Origin of the sequence: Acinetobacter sp. ACIN00229 (assembly GCF_016106645.1) — a bacterium.
GTDB classification, from domain to species: domain Bacteria; phylum Pseudomonadota; class Gammaproteobacteria; order Pseudomonadales; family Moraxellaceae; genus Acinetobacter; species Acinetobacter oleivorans.
In genome coordinates this window covers 56,349-76,417 of record NZ_JADWOM010000015.1, presented here as the reverse complement: position 1 = coordinate 76,417, position 20,069 = coordinate 56,349, and the positions used below count along the sequence as shown (strand labels likewise).

Below are 20,069 nucleotides of genomic sequence, written 5' to 3'. Positions count from 1 at the left end.
TGCTTTGCCGCTTTTTGCCGATGTCTATTTTTTTGTATTTATTAAAAATGGAGCACCCACAAGGGTGAAACTCTCTATGAGCAAAACTTTTGCCGAATTTTCTTTGCATGAAACCTTACAACAAGCGCTTGAAGGTTTAGGTTTTACTGCCCCGACTCCTGTGCAAGAACAAGCAATTCCTGCTGCTTTAGAAGGTAAAGACCTTCTTGTATCAAGCCAAACTGGCTCTGGTAAAACTGCTGCATTCTTACTCCCAACATTAAATGCTTTAGCTGGTCAAGAGACTGTTGTACCGTTCAAAGACCGTATGAAAGCAGTAACTCAACCGAATATCTTGGTAATTTCACCAACTCGTGAATTGGCTCAGCAAGTAAGTCAAGATGCAATTGCATTTGTACGTCACATGAAAGGTGTTCGTATTGCTGCCATTATGGGTGGTATGCCATTTGCAAAACAAATTCAACAATTAAAAGGCGCGCAAGTTGTTGTTGCAACACCTGGTCGTTTACTTGACTTGGTAAATCGTCGTCAAATTAAATTAGATCAAGTAGATGCTTTAATCGTTGATGAAGCGGACCGTATGCTTGACCTAGGTTTCTCTGAAGACTTAGAAGCAATTAGCGAATTAGCGGCTAACCGTAAACAAACATTAATGTTCTCTGCAACATTTGCTGACCGTATTATTCGTCTTGCATCATGCATGATGAAAGATCCTATGCGTATTGCAATTGAAACAGGTCATTCAACCAATACTGATATTACACAAACATTGCATTGGACGGATGGCTTCGAACATAAGAAAAAATTACTTACCCATTGGTTAAGTGATGAAAACTTAGATCAAGCTGTTGTTTTTGCTAGTACGCAAGAAGATACAGATATGTTGGCAGAAGAACTTGCTGAAGCAGGTCATTCTGTAGTTGCACTTCATGGTGCAATGCCACAAACAGTTCGTAACCGTCGTTTACGTAGTATTCGTGAAGGTCGTGCAAAAATCTTAGTTGCAACTGACGTTGCTGCTCGTGGTCTTGACGTTCCGACTATTTCTCACGTAATTAACTTCGGTCTTCCGATGAAGCATGAAGATTATGTACACCGTATTGGTCGTACTGGTCGTGCTGGTCGTACTGGTCAAGCAATTACTTTAGCGACTTATCGTGAACGCGGTAAGATTCGTGCACTTGAAGAATATTTAGAAGCGCGTTTAAGTGTTTCTGAAATTGAAGGCTTAGAGCCATCTCCACCTCCTGCTCGTTCAGGTCGTGATGGCGGTGGTCGTGGTCGTGGCGGTAATGGCGGTAGCCGTGATGGTCGTCGTGGTGGCGGCGGTTTCGGTGGCGGTCGTCGTTTTGAAGGCGAAAGCAACTTCAAACGCCGTGAAGGTGGTCGTGATGACCGTCCACGTCGTAGCTTCGATGATAAACCACGTGGTGAGCGTCCAGCATTTGGTGGTGAAGATCGTCCACGTCGCGAGTTCAATTCAGACCGTCCACGTCGTGAAGGTGGTTTTGAAGATCGTCCACGTCGTGAGTTCGGTTCAGATCGTCCGCGTCGTGAAGGTGGTTTCAATGATAAACCGCGTTTTGACTCGAATGATGACAACCGTGGTAATCGCGTAGATTATAAACCACGTCGTGAAAGTGGTTTTGGTGATCGTCCAAAACGTAGCTTCGGTGGTGAAGATCGTCCACGTCGTAGTTTTGATGACAAACCACGTGGCGAGCGTCCAGCGTTTGGTGGTGAAGATCGTCCACGTCGTAGTTTTGATGACAAACCACGTGGTGAACGTCCAGCGTTCGGTGGTGAAGATCGTCCGCGTCGCGAGTTCAACTCAGATCGTCCACGTCGTGAAGGCGGCTTCAGCGATAAGCCACGTGGTGAACGTCCAGCGTTTGGTGAAGATCGTCCAAAACGTAGCTTTGGTGGTGAAGATCGTCCGCGTCGTAGTTTTGATGACAAACCGCCGCGTCGTAAATTCGACCGCTAATCAAAATTTAGTTTGAAAAAAAGGCCAGTAAAAATACTGGCCTTTTTTATTTTTCAGTTTTGTTATAAACTAACAAAATGTGAATTGGTTCAATTTTTTATTAAATAATGCGTAAAAGTAAGCGAAAAGAGACAATAATGGCACAGTTGAAGAACCTTCTGGTTCAGCATGGGTTGCCTTATCTTTTTATTGCACTCGTTTTGTGCAATGGGGTTTACTTCGCCTACGCTTTTGTAAATGGAAGTTCTGTTGAGCAATTCCAAGCTTCTGAATTGACCTCTTTTTACGAACATACTTCTTCGACTTCTCTCAAGTAAGTTAGCTTTGCTTTTGTCAAAATTACAACAAGTTTGCTAATTTTCAGTGTTATAGTATGCGTGCATAAAAGTGCAGGAACGATTGCCATTATGAATAATAAAACTCCTCTCTCGACTCAACCGCTTATTGAAGTGAAGAACTTGAGTTTTAATCGAGGGGAACGCGTCATTTATGACAATATTAGTTTAAATATACGTCGAGGCCAGATTACGGCCATTATGGGACCTTCTGGTACAGGTAAAACAACTTTATTACGTCTGATTGGTGGACAGTTAGTTCCAGATCAGGGGGAAGTTTTACTCGACGCTAAAGATATTGCCAAAATGTCTCGTCAGGAACTTTTTTCCGCTCGTGCACGTATGGGAATGTTATTTCAGAGTGGAGCTCTATTTACGGATATGTCCGTTTATGAAAATGTGGCGTTTCCAATCCGAGCGCACACAAAGCTTCCTGAAAATCTCATTGCTGAACTGGTTGCATTAAAACTTGAATCGGTGGGTCTACGTGGTTCTGAACAATTAATGCCGACAGAACTTTCAGGTGGTATGAATCGTCGTGTAGCATTGGCTCGCGCGATTGCACTTGATCCCGATTTGATCATGTACGATGAACCTTTTGCTGGTCAAGACCCAATTGTGAAAGGTGTTTTGACACGTTTAATTCGTTCACTACGTGAAGCGTTAGATTTAACAACAATTATTGTTTCGCATGATGTTGCAGAAACATTATCGATTGCTGACTACATCTATGTGGTAGCTGAAGGAAAAATTCAGGGAGAGGGTACACCTGAAGAGTTGCAAAAACATGCTTCTCCATTTGTACACCAATTCTTAACAGGTTCGGCAGAAGGACCAGTTGAATACCAGTTTAGTCATCTAGCTTATTTAAATAACGAGGTTCGTCCATGAATACGATTGCCTGGTTAGGTAGACTCGTTATTGAGCGGATTCGAGGCATTGGTGCTGCGGCACATATGCTCTTGCAGATTATTTTTTCACTTCCTAGCAAGGGTGGTTTTGGTCGTTTTGGTTACCAAATGCACCGCGTAGGTGTGATGTCCTTACTTATTATTACCGTTTCTGGTTTGTTTATTGGTGCGGTTCTTGGCTTGCAGATGTATAGCATTTTGGTCACTTTCGGTGCTGAGTCAATGTTGGGTACAGCGATTTCGTTAACCCTACTCCGTGAGCTTGCTTCTGTGGTTGCTGCATTGCTATTTGCAGGACGAGCAGGTTCTGCATTGACTGCCGAAATTGGTTCAATGAAGCAAAGCGAACAGCTTGCCAGTATGGAAATGATCGGGGTTGACCCTTTAAAGCAAATCGTATCACCACGTCTTTGGGCTGGTATTGTCAGTTTGCCAATGTTAACTGTGATATTTGCCGCCATTGGGATTATTGGTGGCAAGATGGTCGGTGTTGACTTTTTAGGTGCTGATGAAGGCTCCTTCTGGAGTGGCATGCAAAATACAGTGCGTTTCGGGCATGACATTATCAATGGCACGATTATTAAAAGTATTGTTTTTGCTTTGATTTGTACATGGGTCGCTGTTTATCAAGGCTATGCTTGTGATCCGACACCAGAAGGCATTGCAACGGCAATGACCCGGACGGTTGTGTATTCTTCATTATGTGTTTTAGGTTTTGATTTCGTGTTGACTGCGGTCATGTTCGGAGGGATTTAATGAAATCACGTAGTAGTGAACTGGCCGTTGGTATCTTTGTTATTATCTTCGGTATTGCATTGTTTTTCTTAGCAATGAAAGTTAGTGGGCTTGTTGGTACTAACTTAAGTGATAGTTATACCATGAAGGCTCAATTTGATAACGTCAATGGGCTAAAGCCACGTGCTAAAGTAACAATGAGTGGGGTTACAATTGGTCGTGTTGATTCAATTACGCTTGATCCGGTTACGCGTTTGGCTACCGTAACATTTGGTTTAGATGGAAAATTGACAAGTTTCAATCCTGAACAATTAAAAGAAGTTCAGAAGAATGCGCTGGAAGAGTTGCGTTATAGCTCAGATTATACTCAGGCTTCTCCAGAGCAACAAAAAGCAATGGAACAGCAACTGACCAGTAACATGACCTCCATCACAAGTATTGATGAAGATGCTTATATAATGGTAGCAACCAATGGTTTGTTGGGTGAAAAATATTTGAAAGTTGTACCTGGTGGTGGTGTGAACTACTTGAAACGAGGTGACACGATTTCAAACACTCAAGGAACTATGGATTTAGAAGATTTAATTAGTAAATTTATTACTGGTGGTGGGGCTGGTAAAGTTGCTGCCGGTTCAGGCTCAACAGAAGCGAGTGCTCCTGCAAGCACTGATAAAGATAGTGCACAAGCCTCATTTGTTGAGTAAAAGATTATTTGAAGGAGTGGTTCCTGGTGAATACGTTGTTTAAACAAACCCTGACAGCAAGTCTTTTGTCTACCATGATTGTGGGTACAGCATTTGCTGCACCTTCAGAAGCACCACCTGATTTTATCAAGCGTGTTGCTGATGGTTTGATTACTCGTTTGAAAGCTGATCATGCAAAATTGCAAAATAATCCAGCATTAGTGAAGAGTATCGTACGTCAGAATTTAGACCCGTATGTTGATTCACAAGCATTTACTCGTATTGTAATGGGTACTTATGCAACAAATCAGTATAGTACAGCGGCACAGCGTGCTCAGTTCGAAACTAACTTCCGTAATACTTTAATTGAAAATTACGGTAGTGCATTTGCTAAATATACGAACCAAAGCTATACCATGCGCCCTTACAAGGCAACTGCGGGTAAAAACCCAGTAGTGACATTGGACTTCAGTCATAACGGCGACAAAATTCCAGTATCTTTCCAGTTAGCTGATAAAGGTACACAGTGGAAAATCCGTAATATCAATGTTTCTGGCATTGATTTGGGATTACAGTTCCGTAATCAGTTTGCTGCAACAGTGAAACGTAATGGTGGCGATTTGAATAAAGCAATTGCAACCTTCCAACCGGATGCGGATGCTGCTGTTAATCAGAACAAACAAAAATAGTAGGTGAAGAGTGGTTCAGTATCTCAACCAACAATTGGTTGTTTCGGGAAAAATTGATTTTGAAAATGCGGAACAACAGTATCAAGCAGGTTTAGCTATCATCAAGAAGCAGCAAAGCTTTCCTCTGGTGGTAGATTTAACAGAGCTTGAGCATGGTAGTACCTTGGCATTGGCTGTTTTAGTTCAATGGTTGCGAGTGACTCCACAAAAAGCTGGTTTGCATTTTAAAAATGTACCCGAAAAAATGCTGAAGATCATTCAAGCCTGCCATTTGCAGGAAGATCTACATTTGATCTGATGTTCTAGATGTAAAAAAGCACCTATATTTAGGTGCTTTTTTATGCTTTGGACTAGCATTTTATTACAAAGCTTAAATCCATTTTTTCCAGCGGAAATAAATAATAGGGCCAATAAAGAAACCGATAATAATCAGTAAAACGATGATGAAACTAGTCGTACCATGGGCAAAAGGAAGTACATCTGTGTTCATCCCATAGATGCTGGCAATAAGCATCGGAGGAGCTAACATACTTGGTAAGATCGAGAATCGACGGATCGTGTCATTCTGTTCGGTATTAATGAATCCAGACGTTGTATCAAGCAAGAATCGTACTTTTTGGAATAAGAAAGCATCATGTTCTACGAGTGAGCGGACATCTTCACTCAATTCTCGAATATCAGCATCGTAAATATGACTGCCTAATGCTCGAGGACGTGATAAAAAAGTAAGTACACGTCGTAAATCAATTAAACAGAGCTGAGCTTTTCCTAGCATGTCTTCTTGTTGAGCTAGGCGCGTAATCATGTCATCTAGATCTAGAATTTGTTCACGTTGGTGATTGTTAAGAACCTCTGTCGAGTATTTTTCTAAATCTTTGTGGATATCTTCTAAGATATCCGCAAGCTCATCGAGCTTTGCTTCAAGAAGACCTAATAAAATCCATGTTGGATCTTTATAGTCCATGTCGTAGTCATTTCGGCGAGCACGCGCACGAAAGGCACGAAACGCAACTAATTTTTCTCCCCGCATCGTAAAGAGACGGTCTTTATGTAAAATAAATGCGACCGTTTGTACCATCGCTAAAATGTGTGATGAATCTTCTGCATCACCATCCACTTGATAGTTTTTATTTTTCGTTAAAAAATAAGTACTGATATGCAAAATACCATCATCATCACGGTAGAATCGTGCTGAGGATGAAATATCTTCAAGCGATTTTAGTGTGGGTAAATTTTGGTCATAGGCATCTAGTACCCATTGTTGCTCTTCTTGCGAGGGTGCAATAAGATCAAGCCAGACTAATTCGGGATGTAGATCAAATCCACCATTGATGGTGGCATCTTCCAGACTTCCGCGTTCTGTGGCATAAAAGGCTTCAAGCATGTGTCTTTTTTCCTCACGCAGTCTGATGGAAATGGATGGGTGTATTTTAGACAAGGATTTGCCGAAAAACACTTGCCAATACGCTATTTTGCAAAAAAAAACTCTATCGATAGTTTAGTTTGTCAGCATGACAGTTCAATAAAACGGTTTTTTACACTATGAATTCAATTTGTATTTTCTGTGGTTCATCTCTTGGTTCAAACCCAATTTTCCAACAAATTGCCAAAATTACAGGTGAGGCTATTGCAAAACAAGGTAAGACCTTGGTTTATGGCGGCGGTCGCTCAGGCTTAATGGGCGTTGTCGCTGATAGTGCCTTGCAGGCAGGTGGACAAGTCATTGGCGTGATTCCTCGTGCTTTGGTCGATCGTGAGTTAGCTCATCCGGGCTTAACCAAATTATATGTGGTCGAAAATATGCATGAGCGCAAAACCAAAATGGCGGATCTCTCCGATGGTTTTATTGCTTTACCTGGCGGTGCGGGTACATTGGAAGAAATCTTTGAACAATGGACGTGGGCGCAATTAGGTATTCATCAAAAGCCATGTGCTTTCTTAAATGTAGCTGGCTTTTATGAAGATTTACTTAAAATGATTCAAGGAACGGTAGATAATGGATTTAGCCAAGCACGTTTCGTTGATAAATTGATCGCATCAGACAAAATCGAAGATATTCTTCAACAATTTGAACAATATCAGGCTCCTGCTCCCAAATGGGCAAATGCTGATGTACAGCCATAAAGAGGTTAAATAGGTGAAAACAATTACGGTCGCTGCTGCAGTGATCTTGAACGAGCAAAATCAGTTGTTGCTCGTAAGAAAGCGTAATACCCATGCTTTTATGCAAGTGGGTGGTAAGCTGGAGCCTAATGAGCCGCCAGAGATTACAATGCAGCGAGAAATTTTAGAAGAAGTTGGAAGTTCTTGTGTAATTGAGCAATTTCTTGGTCGTTTTGAAACAGCAGCGGCGAATGAACCTGATCATATTCTGGTCAGTCATTTATATCTGGTTCAACTCGATCAGGCTCCTAAAATTGCTGCCGAAATTGCAGAAATGAAATGGGTTGATTTAAATGATTCAGAAACACACCTTGCACCATTAACCCGTGAAATTGTTATTCCTTGGTGTGAGCAGCATTTATCTACAGTTTAATCATTTTAACTGGTCAGAGTTGCCGCTAGACAAGCGGCATAGATAGATGTGCAGCCTAATTGTTTAAGTGCTTGACTGAGCGCATGAATAGAGCTTCCAGTGGTTATTACATCATCAATAATAAGAACACGGCGATAACGCCGTTTTTCTTGACTAAGCGCAATAAATTGTTGCTCAATGTTCTCAAAGCGTTCCAGTCGAGAAAGCCCTTTTTGCGAATGTTCAGCAAGACGTTGTACTGGCTGCCAAACAGGTATTTTTAATTGTTTGCTTAAGATGTTTGCAAGTAACAATGACTGATTAAAACCACGTTCGATTAAACGTTGATTTGAAATAGGCATAGGTACGATAGCTTGTATCTTGGGAAATTTGAGTTGTTGTAAAATTTCACCTAACAAAATTTCATAATGTAATTTTTGTTCATATTTAAACTGCTGAATGATCCGGCTAACTGGATAAGCATAATCACAGGCCACAAGAACTGATTGATCATTGCGTTGAATTGTTTGTTTAAGCCAAGGTAATTGCTTCCAACAGTCCTTACAGAGCGAATGTTTTTCACGTACATCTGACTCACATAACAAGCAAGGTGAGAGTAATTGAATAAGATGCTGTGGGTTTAAGAAACTAAACATACGCGTAGCGAGGCGCTTCTGGAAGCCAACGTTTTAGTAACGCATCTGCTTGTTCTGGATAATCTTTTAAGACTTGCTGAGCTACATAGTGAGCTTGACTGAGTAAGTGGTCATCTCGCTCTAAACGAGCAACTCTAAACCCCATATCCCCAGTTTGTTTCGTACCTAGTAATTCACCCGGTCCGCGTAACTCAAGATCTTTTTCTGCGATCACAAAGCCATCATTACTTTCTCTTAAAATAGAAAGTCTCTCTTGCCCATTTTGAGAAAGAGGCGTTTTATATAAAAGTACACAAAAGCTGGCTTGAGCGCCTCGACCTACGCGACCCCGTAATTGGTGTAGCTGAGAAAGTCCTAAACGTTCGGCATTTTCAATGACCATAATAGAAGAGTTGGGAACATCGACACCAACTTCAATGACAGTGGTTGCAATAAGAAGCTGTAACTCATTATTTTTGAACGCTTGCATGACCGACTGTTTTTCGTCAGCTTTCATTTTGCCATGCACTAAGCCAATATTAAGCTCAGGAAAGCGTTCCTTCATTTCTTGATAGGTAGCTTCGGCGGCTTGAGCATCTAAAGTTTCAGACTGCTCAACCAGTGTACATACCCAATATGCCTGTTTCCCATCTCTACAATTAGAAGCAATTCGTTGAAGTACTTCTTCGCGACGATCAAGTGGAATCGTAACGGTTTGAATTGGAGTACGGCCTGGTGGTAATTCATCAATAATTGATGTGTCTAAGTCTCCATAGGCACTCATTGCTAGTGTTCTTGGGATAGGAGTGGCTGTCATGACGAGTTGGTGCGGGGTGAATTGCTCAGCACCTTTATTACGTAAAGCTAAGCGTTGATCCACACCAAAACGATGTTGTTCATCAATGATTACTAGCCCTAATTTAGCGAAGCCAACATTGTCTTGAAATAAGGCATGTGTACCAACAATAAGTTCCGCGTGGCCTTCTTTAATCTGTTGTTCTGCTTGGGCACGGGCTTTACCTTTTTGTTTGCCAGATAGCCACGCAACTGTAATGCCTAATGGTTCAAACCAACGTTTAAAATTCAAATAGTGCTGTTCTGCAAGAATCTCAGTCGGGGCCATTAATGCAACTTGCCAATCCGCTTCTAAAGCATGGCAAGCTGCTACAGCAGCAACTAAGGTCTTTCCGGCACCTACGTCACCTTGTACTAGGCGCAGCATAGGTTGTTGTTGTTTTAAGTCATTTAGAATTTCTTTAGATACACGTTTTTGTGCATTGGTCATTTGAAAAGGTAAAGCTTCTAAAAGCTTTTTAGCTAATATTTTACTACTTGAGAAAGCAGGGGATGCAATTTGACGAATATAAGCACGGCGATTAAGTAAACTAATTTGGTGTGCAACCAGTTCTTCAAAAATAAGTCGCTGTTGGGCTGGGTGTGAACCTTGGGCCAACTGGAGCATATTGGCATCAACAGGTGGCTCATGAATGTAATACAAAGCCTCTTTAAGCGCATAGCCATTAGTATATTTTTTTGGGAGAAGCTCTGGTAAGGCATCACTATGATGCTTTAAAGCTTGTTTTACATATTCACGCAGTTTGGGTTGAGTTAGCCCATCAGTACTTGGGTAAATTGCTGTAAGCTGAGTTTTTGGTAGAGGTGTATGTTCATGAATAAGCTGAATTTCAGGATGATACATCTCAAGCCCGCGAGCGCCGACGCGAACTTCACCAAAAATACGTAAGCGATGACCCGGTTTTATTTTGTCAGTCAGGTTTTTATAAATATGATAAAAGCGTAAGGTGATTTTACCGAATTCATCTTGAACCAAGGCGGCCATAGATTTTCTTTTTCCCGGAGGAAAATCAATTGATCTGACTTCACCTTCAAGTAAATAGCTACGCCCAACCACAAGTTGATTCATTGCAATAACCGTACTGCGGTCTTCATAATCACGTGGCAGATGAAACAGTAAATCATCTGTGGTAAAAATATTTAGTTTTTCGAGTAGGGCTGCTGAAGCCGATCCAACGCCTTGTAACTGATGGACTGAAGTCATGTCCCCTCAACGAGTTTTCTATGCATATATTATTTATCGGTTATGGTAAAACATCTCAGCGTGTTGCTAAACAACTATTTGAGAAAGAACATCAAATTACCACAATCAGCCGTAGTGTAAAAACGGATAGTTACGCAACACATCTTGTTCAAGATATCTTTAAACTTGATTTAAGTAAAATTGAACCTGTGGATGTGGTATATATTTTACTTTCTCCAAACGAGAGTACGGTTGAGGGCTACCAACATACTTATGTCGATAGTATTGAACCGATTCGAGATGCATTAAAAATACATCCAGTAAAAAAAATAATCGTAGTGTCGTCTACACGGGTATATGGTGAAAATGCAGGGGAGATCATTGATGATTTTAGTGAAATTAAGCCAAATGATGCACAAGGCCATATATTGCGTACTATGGAACGCCTTTGGCAAAAACACTATCCAGCACAATGTGTAATTGTTCGCCCAACTGGGATTTACGGAACCTCAGTTGCCCGTTTAAAGAAGATGGCTGAAAATAGTCAAAGTTATCCAAATATACATTATAGCAATCGAATACATATTGATGATTTAGCAAAGTTTTTGGCTTTTATTGCGGACTATGAAAATCATCAAGCCAGCTATATTGTGACTAATAACCAACCATTGCCTTTGCATGAAGTTATCGTGTGGTTCCAAAAACAATTGGGATTGCCAGAGTTAACATTAGAATCAAACCAAATCTCAGGTAAACGAATTTATGCGAAATATTTGCCTGAAACGGGTTTTCGATTAGAGTATCCAATTTGCTTTAATGACTATTTATTATGTTTAAATGTTCATAGCACTAAATAAAATTTTGATTAAACTTTAAATAAGAACAGAAATACCTGATGAGGCAGTCAAATTGCCGATAAAGATAAAAAGTTTGAAAGTGAAAAGAATTTGTTTAGCTCTTATTTTGAGCGTAACAGCTGTTGCGAGTTGGGCCGAGGATCAGGTGTGGTGTGCATATGATCCGATTGGTTCCCAAGGGGATATTACACGTCGTTTAAATGACATTCGATTATATGCTCAGCAATATCAAGTCAAATTTAAAGTGGTGACCTATCAAAAAGAACAACAGGCCATACAAGCTTTTGATGATGGTAAATGTTCAGGTTTAGCGGCATCTAATTTTAATACTTATCGCTATAACCAGTTTATGGGAAGTACCGCAGGGATTGGGCTTATTCCTAATAATCGTACTGCTAAAAGCTTATTACAGCTTTTGAATCATCCAACAGTCGAAAAAAGATTAATTTCTAAGGATTATGAGGCAGTAGGAATGATTCCTGTTGGCACGGCCTATATGGTCCTAAAAAATAAAAAAATCTCTAGAGTTGCTCAATTAAGAAATCAACGTATTGGTGTGTTACCAAATAATCCACCACAACAAGCATTGGTACGAAGTGTAGGTGCTCAGCCAGTTTACGTTGATTTATCTAATGCGATTGTGCAGTTTAAGCAAGATAAAATCGATATTGTTCCAGCTCCCATATATGGACTATTACCATATAACTTACAAAAGGAGTTTGGACCAGATGTTCAAGTCATTAACTTTCCTTTAGCATATTTTGGCGTTAATTTAATTATTAAGCCGCAAGCTTATCCTGCTAATTTTGGTCGAAAAATACGAGGATGGTTTGTTCAAAATAGCCAATTGCTGACTAACCGTGCAACTCAGTGGGAAAATCATTTACCTGCCTATTACTGGGTAGACGTTTCTTTTTATGAAAGGCAGAGCTACGACGTGATGGTTGCCAAAATACGTAATCAGTACGTGCTTTCAGGTTATTACGATGCTTATTTTGTTCAACTTATGAAGCGTTTACGTTGTATGGATGATCCACGCTATTTTGAATGCCCAATTCGCTAATAAAATAAAAGGCAACCGAAGTTGCCTTTTATTTTGACTCAAAATTTTAAGATTTTTTACGTTTTAAACGTCGTTTTGCTTGTTGAGATGCCATCGCTTCAAGCGCATCTTTTAATTCTTCGTCAGTAAAGGTCGTGATGTGCTGCAACATTTGTAAGGTTACTTCATCAAGAACCAACTGTGCGCCAGCAGCCATTTGACGGAAATTGTCATCAAACTCGATTTGGCCTTGGTCGTTTGTACGAATGTAATTTTGCTGTGTAAGAACTTTTAAGAAGCTTTGGAATAAAGCTTTGTCGAAGAACTCTGGCGAATTAAATTCATATAGAACTGACAAACGTTGTCCGAGTAAATGACTTAATTCTTCAACCTGTTTAGCAGAAATATTACCCGAACCACGTTGAGTAATGAGCGCAAGCGTCATGTAGTAACGCTCAAGACTTTGCTTAACAGGCGTAGCTAAAACAACAAGCTGATTATGCTCTTCAGTGTTTGGTGCAGAGCTAATTAAATTACCTTCATCATCTTGCTGAATAAGGTTTGATTGAACCAATGCATTTGCATATTGCTCAATTTGTTCTTTAAGTTCGCTACTCTTCCATTTAAGGAATAACTCTGCTTTCAAGAATGGATACAGGGTGTAGATCACATTGGTTAAATCTGAACGGCTGATTTTTCCATTGTGTTCAACAAGTGATGCAACCAATGAAGGTAAAACAAAGGCATGCAAAATGTTATTACGGAAATAGGTCAGAAGTACCGCTTGGTTATCTTCAATCGCAATAATATCGCCGAGCGCATGCTGAACTCGTTTAATGAGCTTAAGCTTTAAACCATACGCAATAATTTCTTTACCAGAAAGCGGCGTTACTTCCATACGTTGGTCATATGGGAAGTTCGACGCTAGATTGCGGTAAGCTTCAAGCTGCTTAATACAAATTTCTTCATCAAGCGTATGCTTTGGAGTTGCAAGCAAAATAATAGAAAGTAAAGAGACAGGGTTAATCACCACAGCTCGGTTAATGTTTTCTAAAATTGCATGTGCAGAGCTATTTACGGCATCTGAAACCGCTTGAGGAATTGGGTCGTCATTTTTCTCGATAAAAACATTTTCTGCATTATGTTGCTTGAGCAGGTCATCAAGAAAAACAGGTTCACCAAAGTTCACGTGGACTTTACCGAAAATACGTTCAATTTTTCGTAAGGTTTTCACAATACCAAAAATTGATTCAGCTTCTTTCGGTTTACCTTGCATTTCGCCTACGTAGGTCGAGCCTTCCATTAGGCGTTCATAACCAATGTAGGTTGGTACAAATACAATTGGCTTTGTACGGCCACGTAAATGACTATGAACCGTCATAGCAAGCATGCCAGTCTTAGGTGGTAATAGGCGTCCTGTGCGCGAACGTCCACCTTCAATAAAGTATTCAAGTGGCGTGTTACGTGACAAAATACTATATAAATATTCTTTGAATACGGTTGTATAAAGCCCATTGCCGCGGAAAGAGCGGCGAATAAAGAAGGCACCACCACCACGTAAAAGCTGACCAACGAAAGGCAAGTTTAGGTTATCACCCGCAGCAATATACGGAACCATAAGGCCACGTCTATAAATCACATAAGACAATAATAAGTAGTCAATATGGCTGCGGTGGCAAGGTGTGTAAACCACTTCATAATCTTTTGCCAGTTCACGAACGGTACTGAAGTTATGCACATCTACGCCGTCATAAAGCTGGGTCCATAAGCGCGTTAAAGCGAGATCGGCAAAGCGGACTGCTGAATGTGAATAATCTGATACGATTTCATTGACATAACCAATCGCGCGACGCTCAGCTTCGAGCATACTAACTTTCCCGCGAATACTTTCACGGCGGATTGCTTCTTGAACATCACGAGATTTGACAACCGACTGCATGACATTACGGCGATCCGATAAATCGGGACCTAAGACCACTTCACGCTGACGATCTAAGTAATCATTTAACGTACTTACAATATAAGTGGCTGGTGAAAGGTTCGGATAATGCTGTTGAGCATATTCAACCAATTCACGTAGCGATTGTGGTTCATGAAACTCTAAATAAGATTGGCGACCATGTAAGCCAATGTTGACCAATTGCTTAACGGTGCTTGGTGTAGCCCATGTATCTGAAAATAAAAGCTTAAACCAAGAGTCTTCTTTATCTGGAGAACGACCCCATAAAACGGTAACTGGAACAAGCTCTATATCAAGTTCAGGATTTTCTTGTAAGACTTCAATCAGTTTTAGTAAGCGTGGTGGAAAAGCATGGGGAGGAGGATTCAGTAAATTATTTTCATCATTGTGCTGTAAAAATAAAACTGATGCTTTTTCCTGATGAGTGCCAACAACTAATGGGTCTAACGCAGGTTTTAAATTTAAACGACGCGTTTCTCCATCAACCACCAAAGCATTGCTTCGAGAGTGGTTTTGTAAGACATAGCACACCACTTTTTGGCGCTCAGTCTTTGCTTCTGCTTCTATTGTTTCTGATACTGGTTCAGTAGGAACTTCCCCAAGAACATGTGGTGTTACCACGAGGTCAAGTAGTTTACTCGAAAGCCGACGATACATTTGACCAAACCCACTCTTGGACATAAGAACTCCTACTTCTTAAAGACAAATCCCAGCACCAAATGCGGAGGGTAATTATTTTGAGGCATTTATTAAAAAAAACAATATGCTACTTTCTTATAAATTATAATGCTTTTGGCATATTTTATCGTTAAAAATCGTATTTTTAGCTGTTATATGAGCAATGTTCATCAGAAGTTGACTGATTGTTCCATGTTCAAATAGTTTTTTATGGCACAATAGATTCTACACATCTGTCCTTTAATACGATTTTTTACCTGAAATATGAAGGTATCTCTCATGAATGCGTTAACCCAAGAACTAGTCGAGCTTCTCACTTTAGAAAAGCTAGAAGAAAATATTTACCGTGGCATGAGCCGTAATCTTGTCGGTAAACGTGTCTTTGGTGGACAGGTTTTGGGTCAGGCTTTACGTGCAGCATCTTATACAACGGATCGCCCAGCGCATTCTTTACATGCTTACTTTTTATATGGTGGCGATATTAATGCTCCAATTATCTATGAAGTAGACCGTTTACGGGATGGAAAAAGCTTTGTAAGTCGTCAAGTTCGTGCGATTCAGCATGGGCGAGTTATATTTTCAGCAATGGTGTCTTTTGCCAATCCAGAAGAAGGCTTGAACTATCAACATCAAGAACCTGAGTATCCTGCACCGGAAACACTTAAATCTGAAAATGAGCTAAAACAGGGTATTTTAAACTTTGTACCTGAAAATGTTCGTGCTAGTTTCATGCGTGAGCGTCATGTAGAAATTCGCCCAATTGATCCAGTCAATCCATTTCAGCCACAACCTGAAGCTCCCTATAATGCGCACTATATTCGTACCCATGATCGTATTCCAAAACAATTAGATGATATTGCCTTGCATCAAGCAATTGTTGCCTTTTATTCAGACTTTACCTTAATGACAACAGCTTTAAGACCGCATGGCTTGAGTTATATTTCTCCAAGTTTGCAATGTGCAAGTATTGATCATGCAATTTATTTCCACCGTCCATTGCGCGCAGATGAGTGGATGCTTTATGACATGGAAGCCACAGTGAGTGCGGCTTCAAGAGGTCTTAATTTTGGTCGTATGTGGCAAAATGGCCAACTTGTATGCAGTACCGTACAAGAAGGTTTAATTCGTTTGCGGGAAATTGAAACCCAATAGACCTATTGAAGAGCCATCTAACCAGATGGCTTTTTTATTTTTAATGGGAACGATGTGACAAAAAATTGCTCGAATGAAAAGCAACCTCATGTCATATTGTAAAAAGGTATGCCAACTGAAAAAAATAATGCTGATATGAACTTAAATACACAAATTCTGATTGCCGCCATTTTAGGTTTAGCCTTTGGTTTCCTACTCACCATGTATCCAGACACAGCTTTTGTAAAACATAGTTTATATGGGCTTGGAATATTAAGTAGTGTTTTTATCGGGCTTCTTAAAATGCTTTTGGTGCCCTTAATTTTCAGTTCGATTGTTGTGGGGGTATCAAACCTACAAGCGGGCGGACAGTTAGGGCCAGTCTGGAAAATCACATTTTTATGCTGTTTAACTACAACAACTTTAGCCTTAATTTTAGGTATTAGTTGTGCTCATTTATTTGAGGTTGGACGTGGCATAGATATTTCTATTTTTCAGACATCTATGCAAAATTATCAAGCACCGGATAGTTTAAACCCGGCAAGTTTTTTCACTAATTTTATTCAAAATACTTTAATCAATCCATTTAAAGCATTTAGTGACGGCAACGTTTTAGCCGTTGTGGTCTTTGCTTTATTTGTCGGTGTCGCTTTGGTGCAGGGTGGGGAACGTTTCAAAAGTATTCGTGTATTGAGCCACCAGTTCTTTGAAATGATGATGCTGCTCGTTGGCTGGGTCATGAAATTAGCGCCTTTGGGTATTTTTGCTTTATTAGCAAAGTTAATGGCAACCGAAGACATTTCAGTATTAAGTCGTTTGGCTGAGTTTGCAGTTGTTGTAACAGGCACAACCATTTTCCATGGTGCTGTTGTTTTACCACTACTGCTTTGGATTTTTGGTCGCATGAGCCCTTGGACTTTTTTCAAAGGAACACGTACAGCATTAATTACAGCATTTGCAACCAGTTCTAGTTCTGCCACGATGCCACTTAGCATGAAGTGTGCACAAGAAAACTTAGGGGTACGCCCTCAAACAGCGGGATTTGTTATCCCACTTGGTACTCAGCTTAATATGGATGGTACTGCTCTATATGAGGCGGCAGCTGCACTGTTTGTAGCAAATTTGGTGGGTCTAGATTTAAACCTGACACAGCAAATTATCGTCTGTTTAACAGCAATGATCGCATCACTTGGTGCACCTGGAATCCCAAGTGCTGGCATGGTGACGATGATTATGGTTTTACAATCGGTAGGTTTACCAGCTGAAGCAATTGCCATTTTACTGCCAATTGACCGTTTACTAGATACGGTGAGAACGGTGGTAAATGTACAAGGCGATATGATGATTAGTGTGGTTGTAGATCGTTATACCAAAGATAAAGATATCAGTGTCTAATATCTCGAAATAAAAAAGCAGGATTTAAAATCCTGCTTTTTTTTATTTTTAAGCAGCTTGAAGTTCTGCTCTTTTTGCTGCTGGAGATTGCGATAAATAACTAACCGCATCTTCAGTGCTACCTTCTTTTACTGGATCATACCAAGGCATGAGGTAATCAATTTGTTGAGCAATAAGCCAAAATGGATTTGGTAATACTTGGTTATCTTTGCGACTAATCTTAAGCCATTCTATAGCAACCCATACTGGGAAAAATCTTGACTTGGCTGCATCAGCAAAGCGTGGATCTTGTTTCATGATGTGTGCAGCACCGTCTACCCATAAACCCAGTACCAGTACAATCACTGCGAGGCTTAAATAGTAGCGTGGAATATATCCACCACCCAAATGGCGGTACAAATCAAAGGCTACGGTACGGTGTTCAATTTCTTCTGAACCATGCCATTTAACCAGATCGACCATTTCAGGGTCAGCGCCTAATTCTTCCCAGCGTTTGTTATAGAGAGCATATTTGCCTAATACACAGGTCATATGTTCAACAGTGGCAATAACGCCTAAACGGAAAAGGTCCCATTGCTCTTGTAGAGCTTGAGGGACTTCTTTATCGAAAGGCTTATCTGCTAAGGCTTTGGTAAATAGATAATTCATAATGTCCAGATTTCTCTGGATATCAATATTGCGCGCACTTAAATATTCTTTATTTGCAGAAGTATGTGCATTGGCATGCATAGCTTCCTGACGTATAAATGCTTGTACATCCTGCTTGAGTTTTTCATCTGTGATTTGCGGTAAAACCTTGTTATACAAACGGCAAAACCAGAACTCTCCAGCAGGCAAGATGTTATTAATCTCATTAATAAAATAACTTGCGAAAGGCTGATTAGGAATCCAGTCGACAGGGGTATCTTTCCAGTCAAATTTCACTTTACGTGGAAGAATTTTATAATCAATAGAAGAACCTAAAGCCTTGTTCTTCAAAAAAGATAACAATTTCATCATTTAGTCCTGATTTTTAACTCGATGAAGTTATAACGAGTATAAAAAAAGCCCCTACATTTGTGTTTAGCAATAGGGGACAATTGAGTATAAATTTAATGAAAAAATTGTATCTGTTATGACAATTTAGCTTTCAGCATCTTCATCTGTCGCTTCAGGGATTGAATCGACATCAAATTCTGGCTGTTGATCTAGCGTAAAATGCAGACGTCCACCCATGACACTTGCAAGCTCTTCCAAACCTAATTTGTTAAGGGAAGAGAAAAGCTGAATGGAAAAATCAAGCTTCATTTTTTTAAGTTGTTGTTTAACTTCAAGCAATACTTTATTTGCAGGACCACGATTAAGTTTATCTGCTTTCGTTAAGAGAATATGAACGAATAGATGACGCGAATAAGCCCACTCTAACATCATCATGTCAAAATGTTGTAGAGGGTGGCGAATATCCATAAGTAAGACTAAGCCTTGTAAGCTTTTACGGTGAATTAGATAGTTTTCTAATTCCTTTTGCCATACTTTTTTCATATCTTCAGGTACAGCTGCATAACCGTAACCTGGAAGATCGACTAAACGCTGATCAGGATTACCTAGACTAAAGAAGTTAATCATCTGGGTACGACCAGGCTTTTTAGAAGCACGGGCAAGTTGTTTCTGATTAGTTAATGCATTAATAGCACTAGACTTACCCGCATTTGAGCGTCCTGCAAAAGCAATTTCGTAGCCACTATCTTCAACACAAAGTGCCAATTTAGGTGCACTCATTAGAAACTCAGCTTGGCGTAACCAGTTTAGAGATTGCACAGCATAGGCTGTGATCGCCGGATCTGGTGCTTTTTCATAGCTGATCTTTTGCTTGGGTGCGAGTCTGGCTTTGGTGTCTTTCGATTTTTCACTACGACGCATAAAAAATAACTTTTTAAATGAGAGGGCTCGCGCCTAGTATAAAGGAGCTTGGGTATTCTTGCTAATTTTCAATAAATCAACTTATGAAAATCAATAAAAGCTAGATTTCTAAAAACGCAATAGGGGAATTAGCAGGAGCAGATTTTGATTGCTGCAAAACTTCTCCGAGGGTGTATTGGTCTAGGCTTTGATAAAAGCTCTCTAGAGCTTGATCTAAAATACCTTTTAAACCACAGTGACTGCGTAATACACATGGTGGTGTATTGCATTCAACGATTTGATTGTCGCCTTGTAATATTCGAACAATTGAACCCAAATTGGAGTTAAGTGCATCTGGGTTTAAGCGAATTCCACCGCCTTTTCCACGAATGGTAATAATCCATTCTTGTTTGCCCATAAAGTGAACAACTTTAACCAGATGGTTTTGTGAAACATGCAAATCTTTCGCGATTTCTGCAATCGTGTAGGGTGCATCACTTGGGCGTGCAACATACATTAATATTCGTAATGCATAATCGGTAAATTTATTAAGCTGCATGATCACCAAAAATGGAAGAGAAAAAGGATGATCATCTTAGC

At 40.2% G+C, this 20,069-nt stretch carries 20 protein-coding genes; 13 read left to right on the top strand and 7 right to left on the bottom strand.

Features of this window, described 5'->3' with window-relative positions; translation table 11 throughout:
• Positions 1-76: 76 nt before the first annotated feature.
• The 7 genes from I7H67_RS14465 (at position 77) to I7H67_RS14435 (ending at position 5,638) form a co-directional block, all read left to right on the top strand.
• Positions 77-1,987: a DEAD/DEAH box helicase gene (locus I7H67_RS14465; protein WP_198308157.1), complete on the top strand. Its 1,911-nt coding sequence runs from the start codon at positions 77-79 to the stop codon at positions 1,985-1,987.
• 107 nt (positions 1,988-2,094) lie between these two features.
• A complete protein-coding gene (locus I7H67_RS14460) occupies positions 2,095-2,304 on the top strand; it encodes a hypothetical protein (protein WP_192454536.1) in 210 nt (69 codons plus the stop codon).
• A 90-nt stretch (positions 2,305-2,394) separates the two neighbouring features.
• Positions 2,395-3,213, top strand: a complete 819-nt coding sequence (locus tag I7H67_RS14455) for an ABC transporter ATP-binding protein (RefSeq protein WP_005301184.1) — start codon at positions 2,395-2,397, stop codon at positions 3,211-3,213.
• The gene (gene mlaE, locus I7H67_RS14450; protein ID WP_005301186.1) at positions 3,210-3,989 is read left to right on the top strand and encodes a lipid asymmetry maintenance ABC transporter permease subunit MlaE; all 780 of its coding nucleotides are present in this window, start codon (positions 3,210-3,212) and stop codon (positions 3,987-3,989) included. Before I7H67_RS14455 ends, mlaE begins: the two co-directional genes overlap by 4 nt.
• Positions 3,989-4,672, top strand: a complete 684-nt coding sequence (locus tag I7H67_RS14445) for an outer membrane lipid asymmetry maintenance protein MlaD (RefSeq protein WP_005301188.1) — start codon at positions 3,989-3,991, stop codon at positions 4,670-4,672. The genes mlaE and I7H67_RS14445 overlap by 1 nt, the downstream gene beginning before the upstream one ends.
• 26 nt (positions 4,673-4,698) lie before the next feature.
• Positions 4,699-5,340: a phospholipid-binding protein MlaC gene (locus tag I7H67_RS14440; protein WP_049837391.1), complete on the top strand. Its 642-nt coding sequence runs from the start codon at positions 4,699-4,701 to the stop codon at positions 5,338-5,340.
• A 10-nt stretch (positions 5,341-5,350) separates the two neighbouring features.
• The gene (locus I7H67_RS14435) at positions 5,351-5,638 is read left to right on the top strand and encodes a lipid asymmetry maintenance protein MlaB (RefSeq protein WP_004789663.1); all 288 of its coding nucleotides are present in this window, start codon (positions 5,351-5,353) and stop codon (positions 5,636-5,638) included.
• A gap of 72 nt (positions 5,639-5,710) precedes the next feature.
• On the opposite strand, the gene I7H67_RS14430 is transcribed toward I7H67_RS14435, so the two are convergent.
• Positions 5,711-6,724: a CorA family divalent cation transporter gene (locus I7H67_RS14430; RefSeq protein WP_004789661.1), complete on the bottom strand. Its 1,014-nt coding sequence runs from the start codon at positions 6,722-6,724 to the stop codon at positions 5,711-5,713.
• Positions 6,725-6,882: 158 nt separating this feature from the next.
• Here I7H67_RS14430 and I7H67_RS14425 point away from each other — a divergent pair, with 158 nt between their 5' ends.
• Both I7H67_RS14425 and I7H67_RS14420 read left to right on the top strand, forming a co-directional pair.
• Positions 6,883-7,464, top strand: coding sequence for a TIGR00730 family Rossman fold protein (locus I7H67_RS14425; protein WP_198308156.1), 582 nt, complete (start codon positions 6,883-6,885; stop codon positions 7,462-7,464).
• 13 nt (positions 7,465-7,477) lie between these two features.
• The gene (locus tag I7H67_RS14420) at positions 7,478-7,876 is read left to right on the top strand and encodes an NUDIX hydrolase (protein WP_151744428.1); all 399 of its coding nucleotides are present in this window, start codon (positions 7,478-7,480) and stop codon (positions 7,874-7,876) included.
• Between the two features lie 5 nt (positions 7,877-7,881).
• Here the strand turns inward: I7H67_RS14420 and I7H67_RS14415 are convergent, their stop codons facing one another.
• Positions 7,882-8,511, bottom strand: coding sequence for a ComF family protein (locus tag I7H67_RS14415; RefSeq protein ID WP_198308155.1), 630 nt, complete (start codon positions 8,509-8,511; stop codon positions 7,882-7,884).
• Positions 8,504-10,549, bottom strand: a complete 2,046-nt coding sequence (recG, locus tag I7H67_RS14410) for an ATP-dependent DNA helicase RecG (RefSeq protein ID WP_198308154.1) — start codon at positions 10,547-10,549, stop codon at positions 8,504-8,506. Before recG ends, I7H67_RS14415 begins: the two co-directional genes overlap by 8 nt.
• Positions 10,550-10,569: 20 nt before the next feature.
• Here recG and I7H67_RS14405 point away from each other — a divergent pair, with 20 nt between their 5' ends.
• Both I7H67_RS14405 and I7H67_RS14400 read left to right on the top strand, forming a co-directional pair.
• Complete coding sequence (locus I7H67_RS14405) at positions 10,570-11,385, top strand: NAD(P)H-binding protein (RefSeq protein ID WP_198308153.1); 816 nt, start codon at positions 10,570-10,572, stop codon at positions 11,383-11,385.
• 79 nt (positions 11,386-11,464) lie between these two features.
• Entirely contained in the window at positions 11,465-12,448 is a 984-nt protein-coding gene (locus I7H67_RS14400) for a putative solute-binding protein (RefSeq protein WP_151826563.1), read from the top strand.
• A 46-nt stretch (positions 12,449-12,494) separates the two neighbouring features.
• Here the strand turns inward: I7H67_RS14400 and plsB are convergent, their stop codons facing one another.
• Positions 12,495-15,068 carry a glycerol-3-phosphate 1-O-acyltransferase PlsB gene (plsB, locus tag I7H67_RS14395; protein ID WP_198308152.1) on the bottom strand — a complete coding sequence of 858 codons (2,574 nt, stop codon included), beginning with the start codon at positions 15,066-15,068 and terminating at the stop codon, positions 12,495-12,497.
• A 276-nt stretch (positions 15,069-15,344) separates the two neighbouring features.
• Between plsB and I7H67_RS14390 the strand changes: the two genes are divergently transcribed.
• Together I7H67_RS14390 and I7H67_RS14385 are read left to right on the top strand one after the other, a co-directional pair.
• Positions 15,345-16,217 carry an acyl-CoA thioesterase gene (locus tag I7H67_RS14390; RefSeq protein ID WP_003653674.1) on the top strand — a complete coding sequence of 291 codons (873 nt, stop codon included), beginning with the start codon at positions 15,345-15,347 and terminating at the stop codon, positions 16,215-16,217.
• 108 nt (positions 16,218-16,325) lie between these two features.
• On the top strand, positions 16,326-17,591 hold the full coding sequence (locus I7H67_RS14385; RefSeq protein WP_005301217.1) for a dicarboxylate/amino acid:cation symporter: 1,266 nt from the start codon (positions 16,326-16,328) through the stop codon (positions 17,589-17,591).
• A 48-nt stretch (positions 17,592-17,639) separates the two neighbouring features.
• Here the strand turns inward: I7H67_RS14385 and I7H67_RS14380 are convergent, their stop codons facing one another.
• From I7H67_RS14380 to I7H67_RS14370, 3 genes are all read right to left on the bottom strand, one after another.
• Complete coding sequence (locus I7H67_RS14380; protein ID WP_151988639.1) at positions 17,640-18,590, bottom strand: metal-dependent hydrolase; 951 nt, start codon at positions 18,588-18,590, stop codon at positions 17,640-17,642.
• Between the two features lie 123 nt (positions 18,591-18,713).
• Positions 18,714-19,490: a ribosome biogenesis GTP-binding protein YihA/YsxC gene (yihA, locus tag I7H67_RS14375; protein ID WP_004789642.1), complete on the bottom strand. Its 777-nt coding sequence runs from the start codon at positions 19,488-19,490 to the stop codon at positions 18,714-18,716.
• A gap of 100 nt (positions 19,491-19,590) precedes the next feature.
• A complete protein-coding gene (locus tag I7H67_RS14370; protein WP_005301222.1) occupies positions 19,591-20,028 on the bottom strand; it encodes an RrF2 family transcriptional regulator in 438 nt (145 codons plus the stop codon).
• Positions 20,029-20,069 lie beyond the last annotated feature (41 nt).

Bases quoted from the DNA above. Each gene is read 5' to 3' on its own strand.
- I7H67_RS14455 (WP_005301184.1), top strand. From the start codon at position 2,395: ATGAATAATAAAACTCCTCTCTCGACTCAACCGCTTATTGAAGTGAAG.
- mlaE (WP_005301186.1), top strand. From the start codon at position 3,210: ATGAATACGATTGCCTGGTTAGGTAGACTCGTTATTGAGCGGATTCGA.
- plsB (WP_198308152.1), bottom strand. From the start codon at position 15,068: ATGTCCAAGAGTGGGTTTGGTCAAATGTATCGTCGGCTTTCGAGTAAA.
- I7H67_RS14380 (WP_151988639.1), bottom strand. From the start codon at position 18,590: ATGATGAAATTGTTATCTTTTTTGAAGAACAAGGCTTTAGGTTCTTCT.
- I7H67_RS14415 (WP_198308155.1), bottom strand. From the start codon at position 8,511: ATGTTTAGTTTCTTAAACCCACAGCATCTTATTCAATTACTCTCACCT.
- recG (WP_198308154.1), bottom strand. From the start codon at position 10,549: ATGACTTCAGTCCATCAGTTACAAGGCGTTGGATCGGCTTCAGCAGCC.
- yihA (WP_004789642.1), bottom strand. From the start codon at position 19,490: ATGCGTCGTAGTGAAAAATCGAAAGACACCAAAGCCAGACTCGCACCC.
- I7H67_RS14370 (WP_005301222.1), bottom strand. From the start codon at position 20,028: ATGCAGCTTAATAAATTTACCGATTATGCATTACGAATATTAATGTAT.
- I7H67_RS14425 (WP_198308156.1), top strand. From the start codon at position 6,883: ATGAATTCAATTTGTATTTTCTGTGGTTCATCTCTTGGTTCAAACCCA.
- I7H67_RS14430 (WP_004789661.1), bottom strand. From the start codon at position 6,724: ATGCTTGAAGCCTTTTATGCCACAGAACGCGGAAGTCTGGAAGATGCC.
- I7H67_RS14460 (WP_192454536.1), top strand. From the start codon at position 2,095: ATGCGTAAAAGTAAGCGAAAAGAGACAATAATGGCACAGTTGAAGAAC.
- I7H67_RS14405 (WP_198308153.1), top strand. From the start codon at position 10,570: ATGCATATATTATTTATCGGTTATGGTAAAACATCTCAGCGTGTTGCT.
- I7H67_RS14445 (WP_005301188.1), top strand. From the start codon at position 3,989: ATGAAATCACGTAGTAGTGAACTGGCCGTTGGTATCTTTGTTATTATC.
- I7H67_RS14465 (WP_198308157.1), top strand. From the start codon at position 77: ATGAGCAAAACTTTTGCCGAATTTTCTTTGCATGAAACCTTACAACAA.
- I7H67_RS14385 (WP_005301217.1), top strand. From the start codon at position 16,326: ATGCCAACTGAAAAAAATAATGCTGATATGAACTTAAATACACAAATT.
- I7H67_RS14390 (WP_003653674.1), top strand. From the start codon at position 15,345: ATGAATGCGTTAACCCAAGAACTAGTCGAGCTTCTCACTTTAGAAAAG.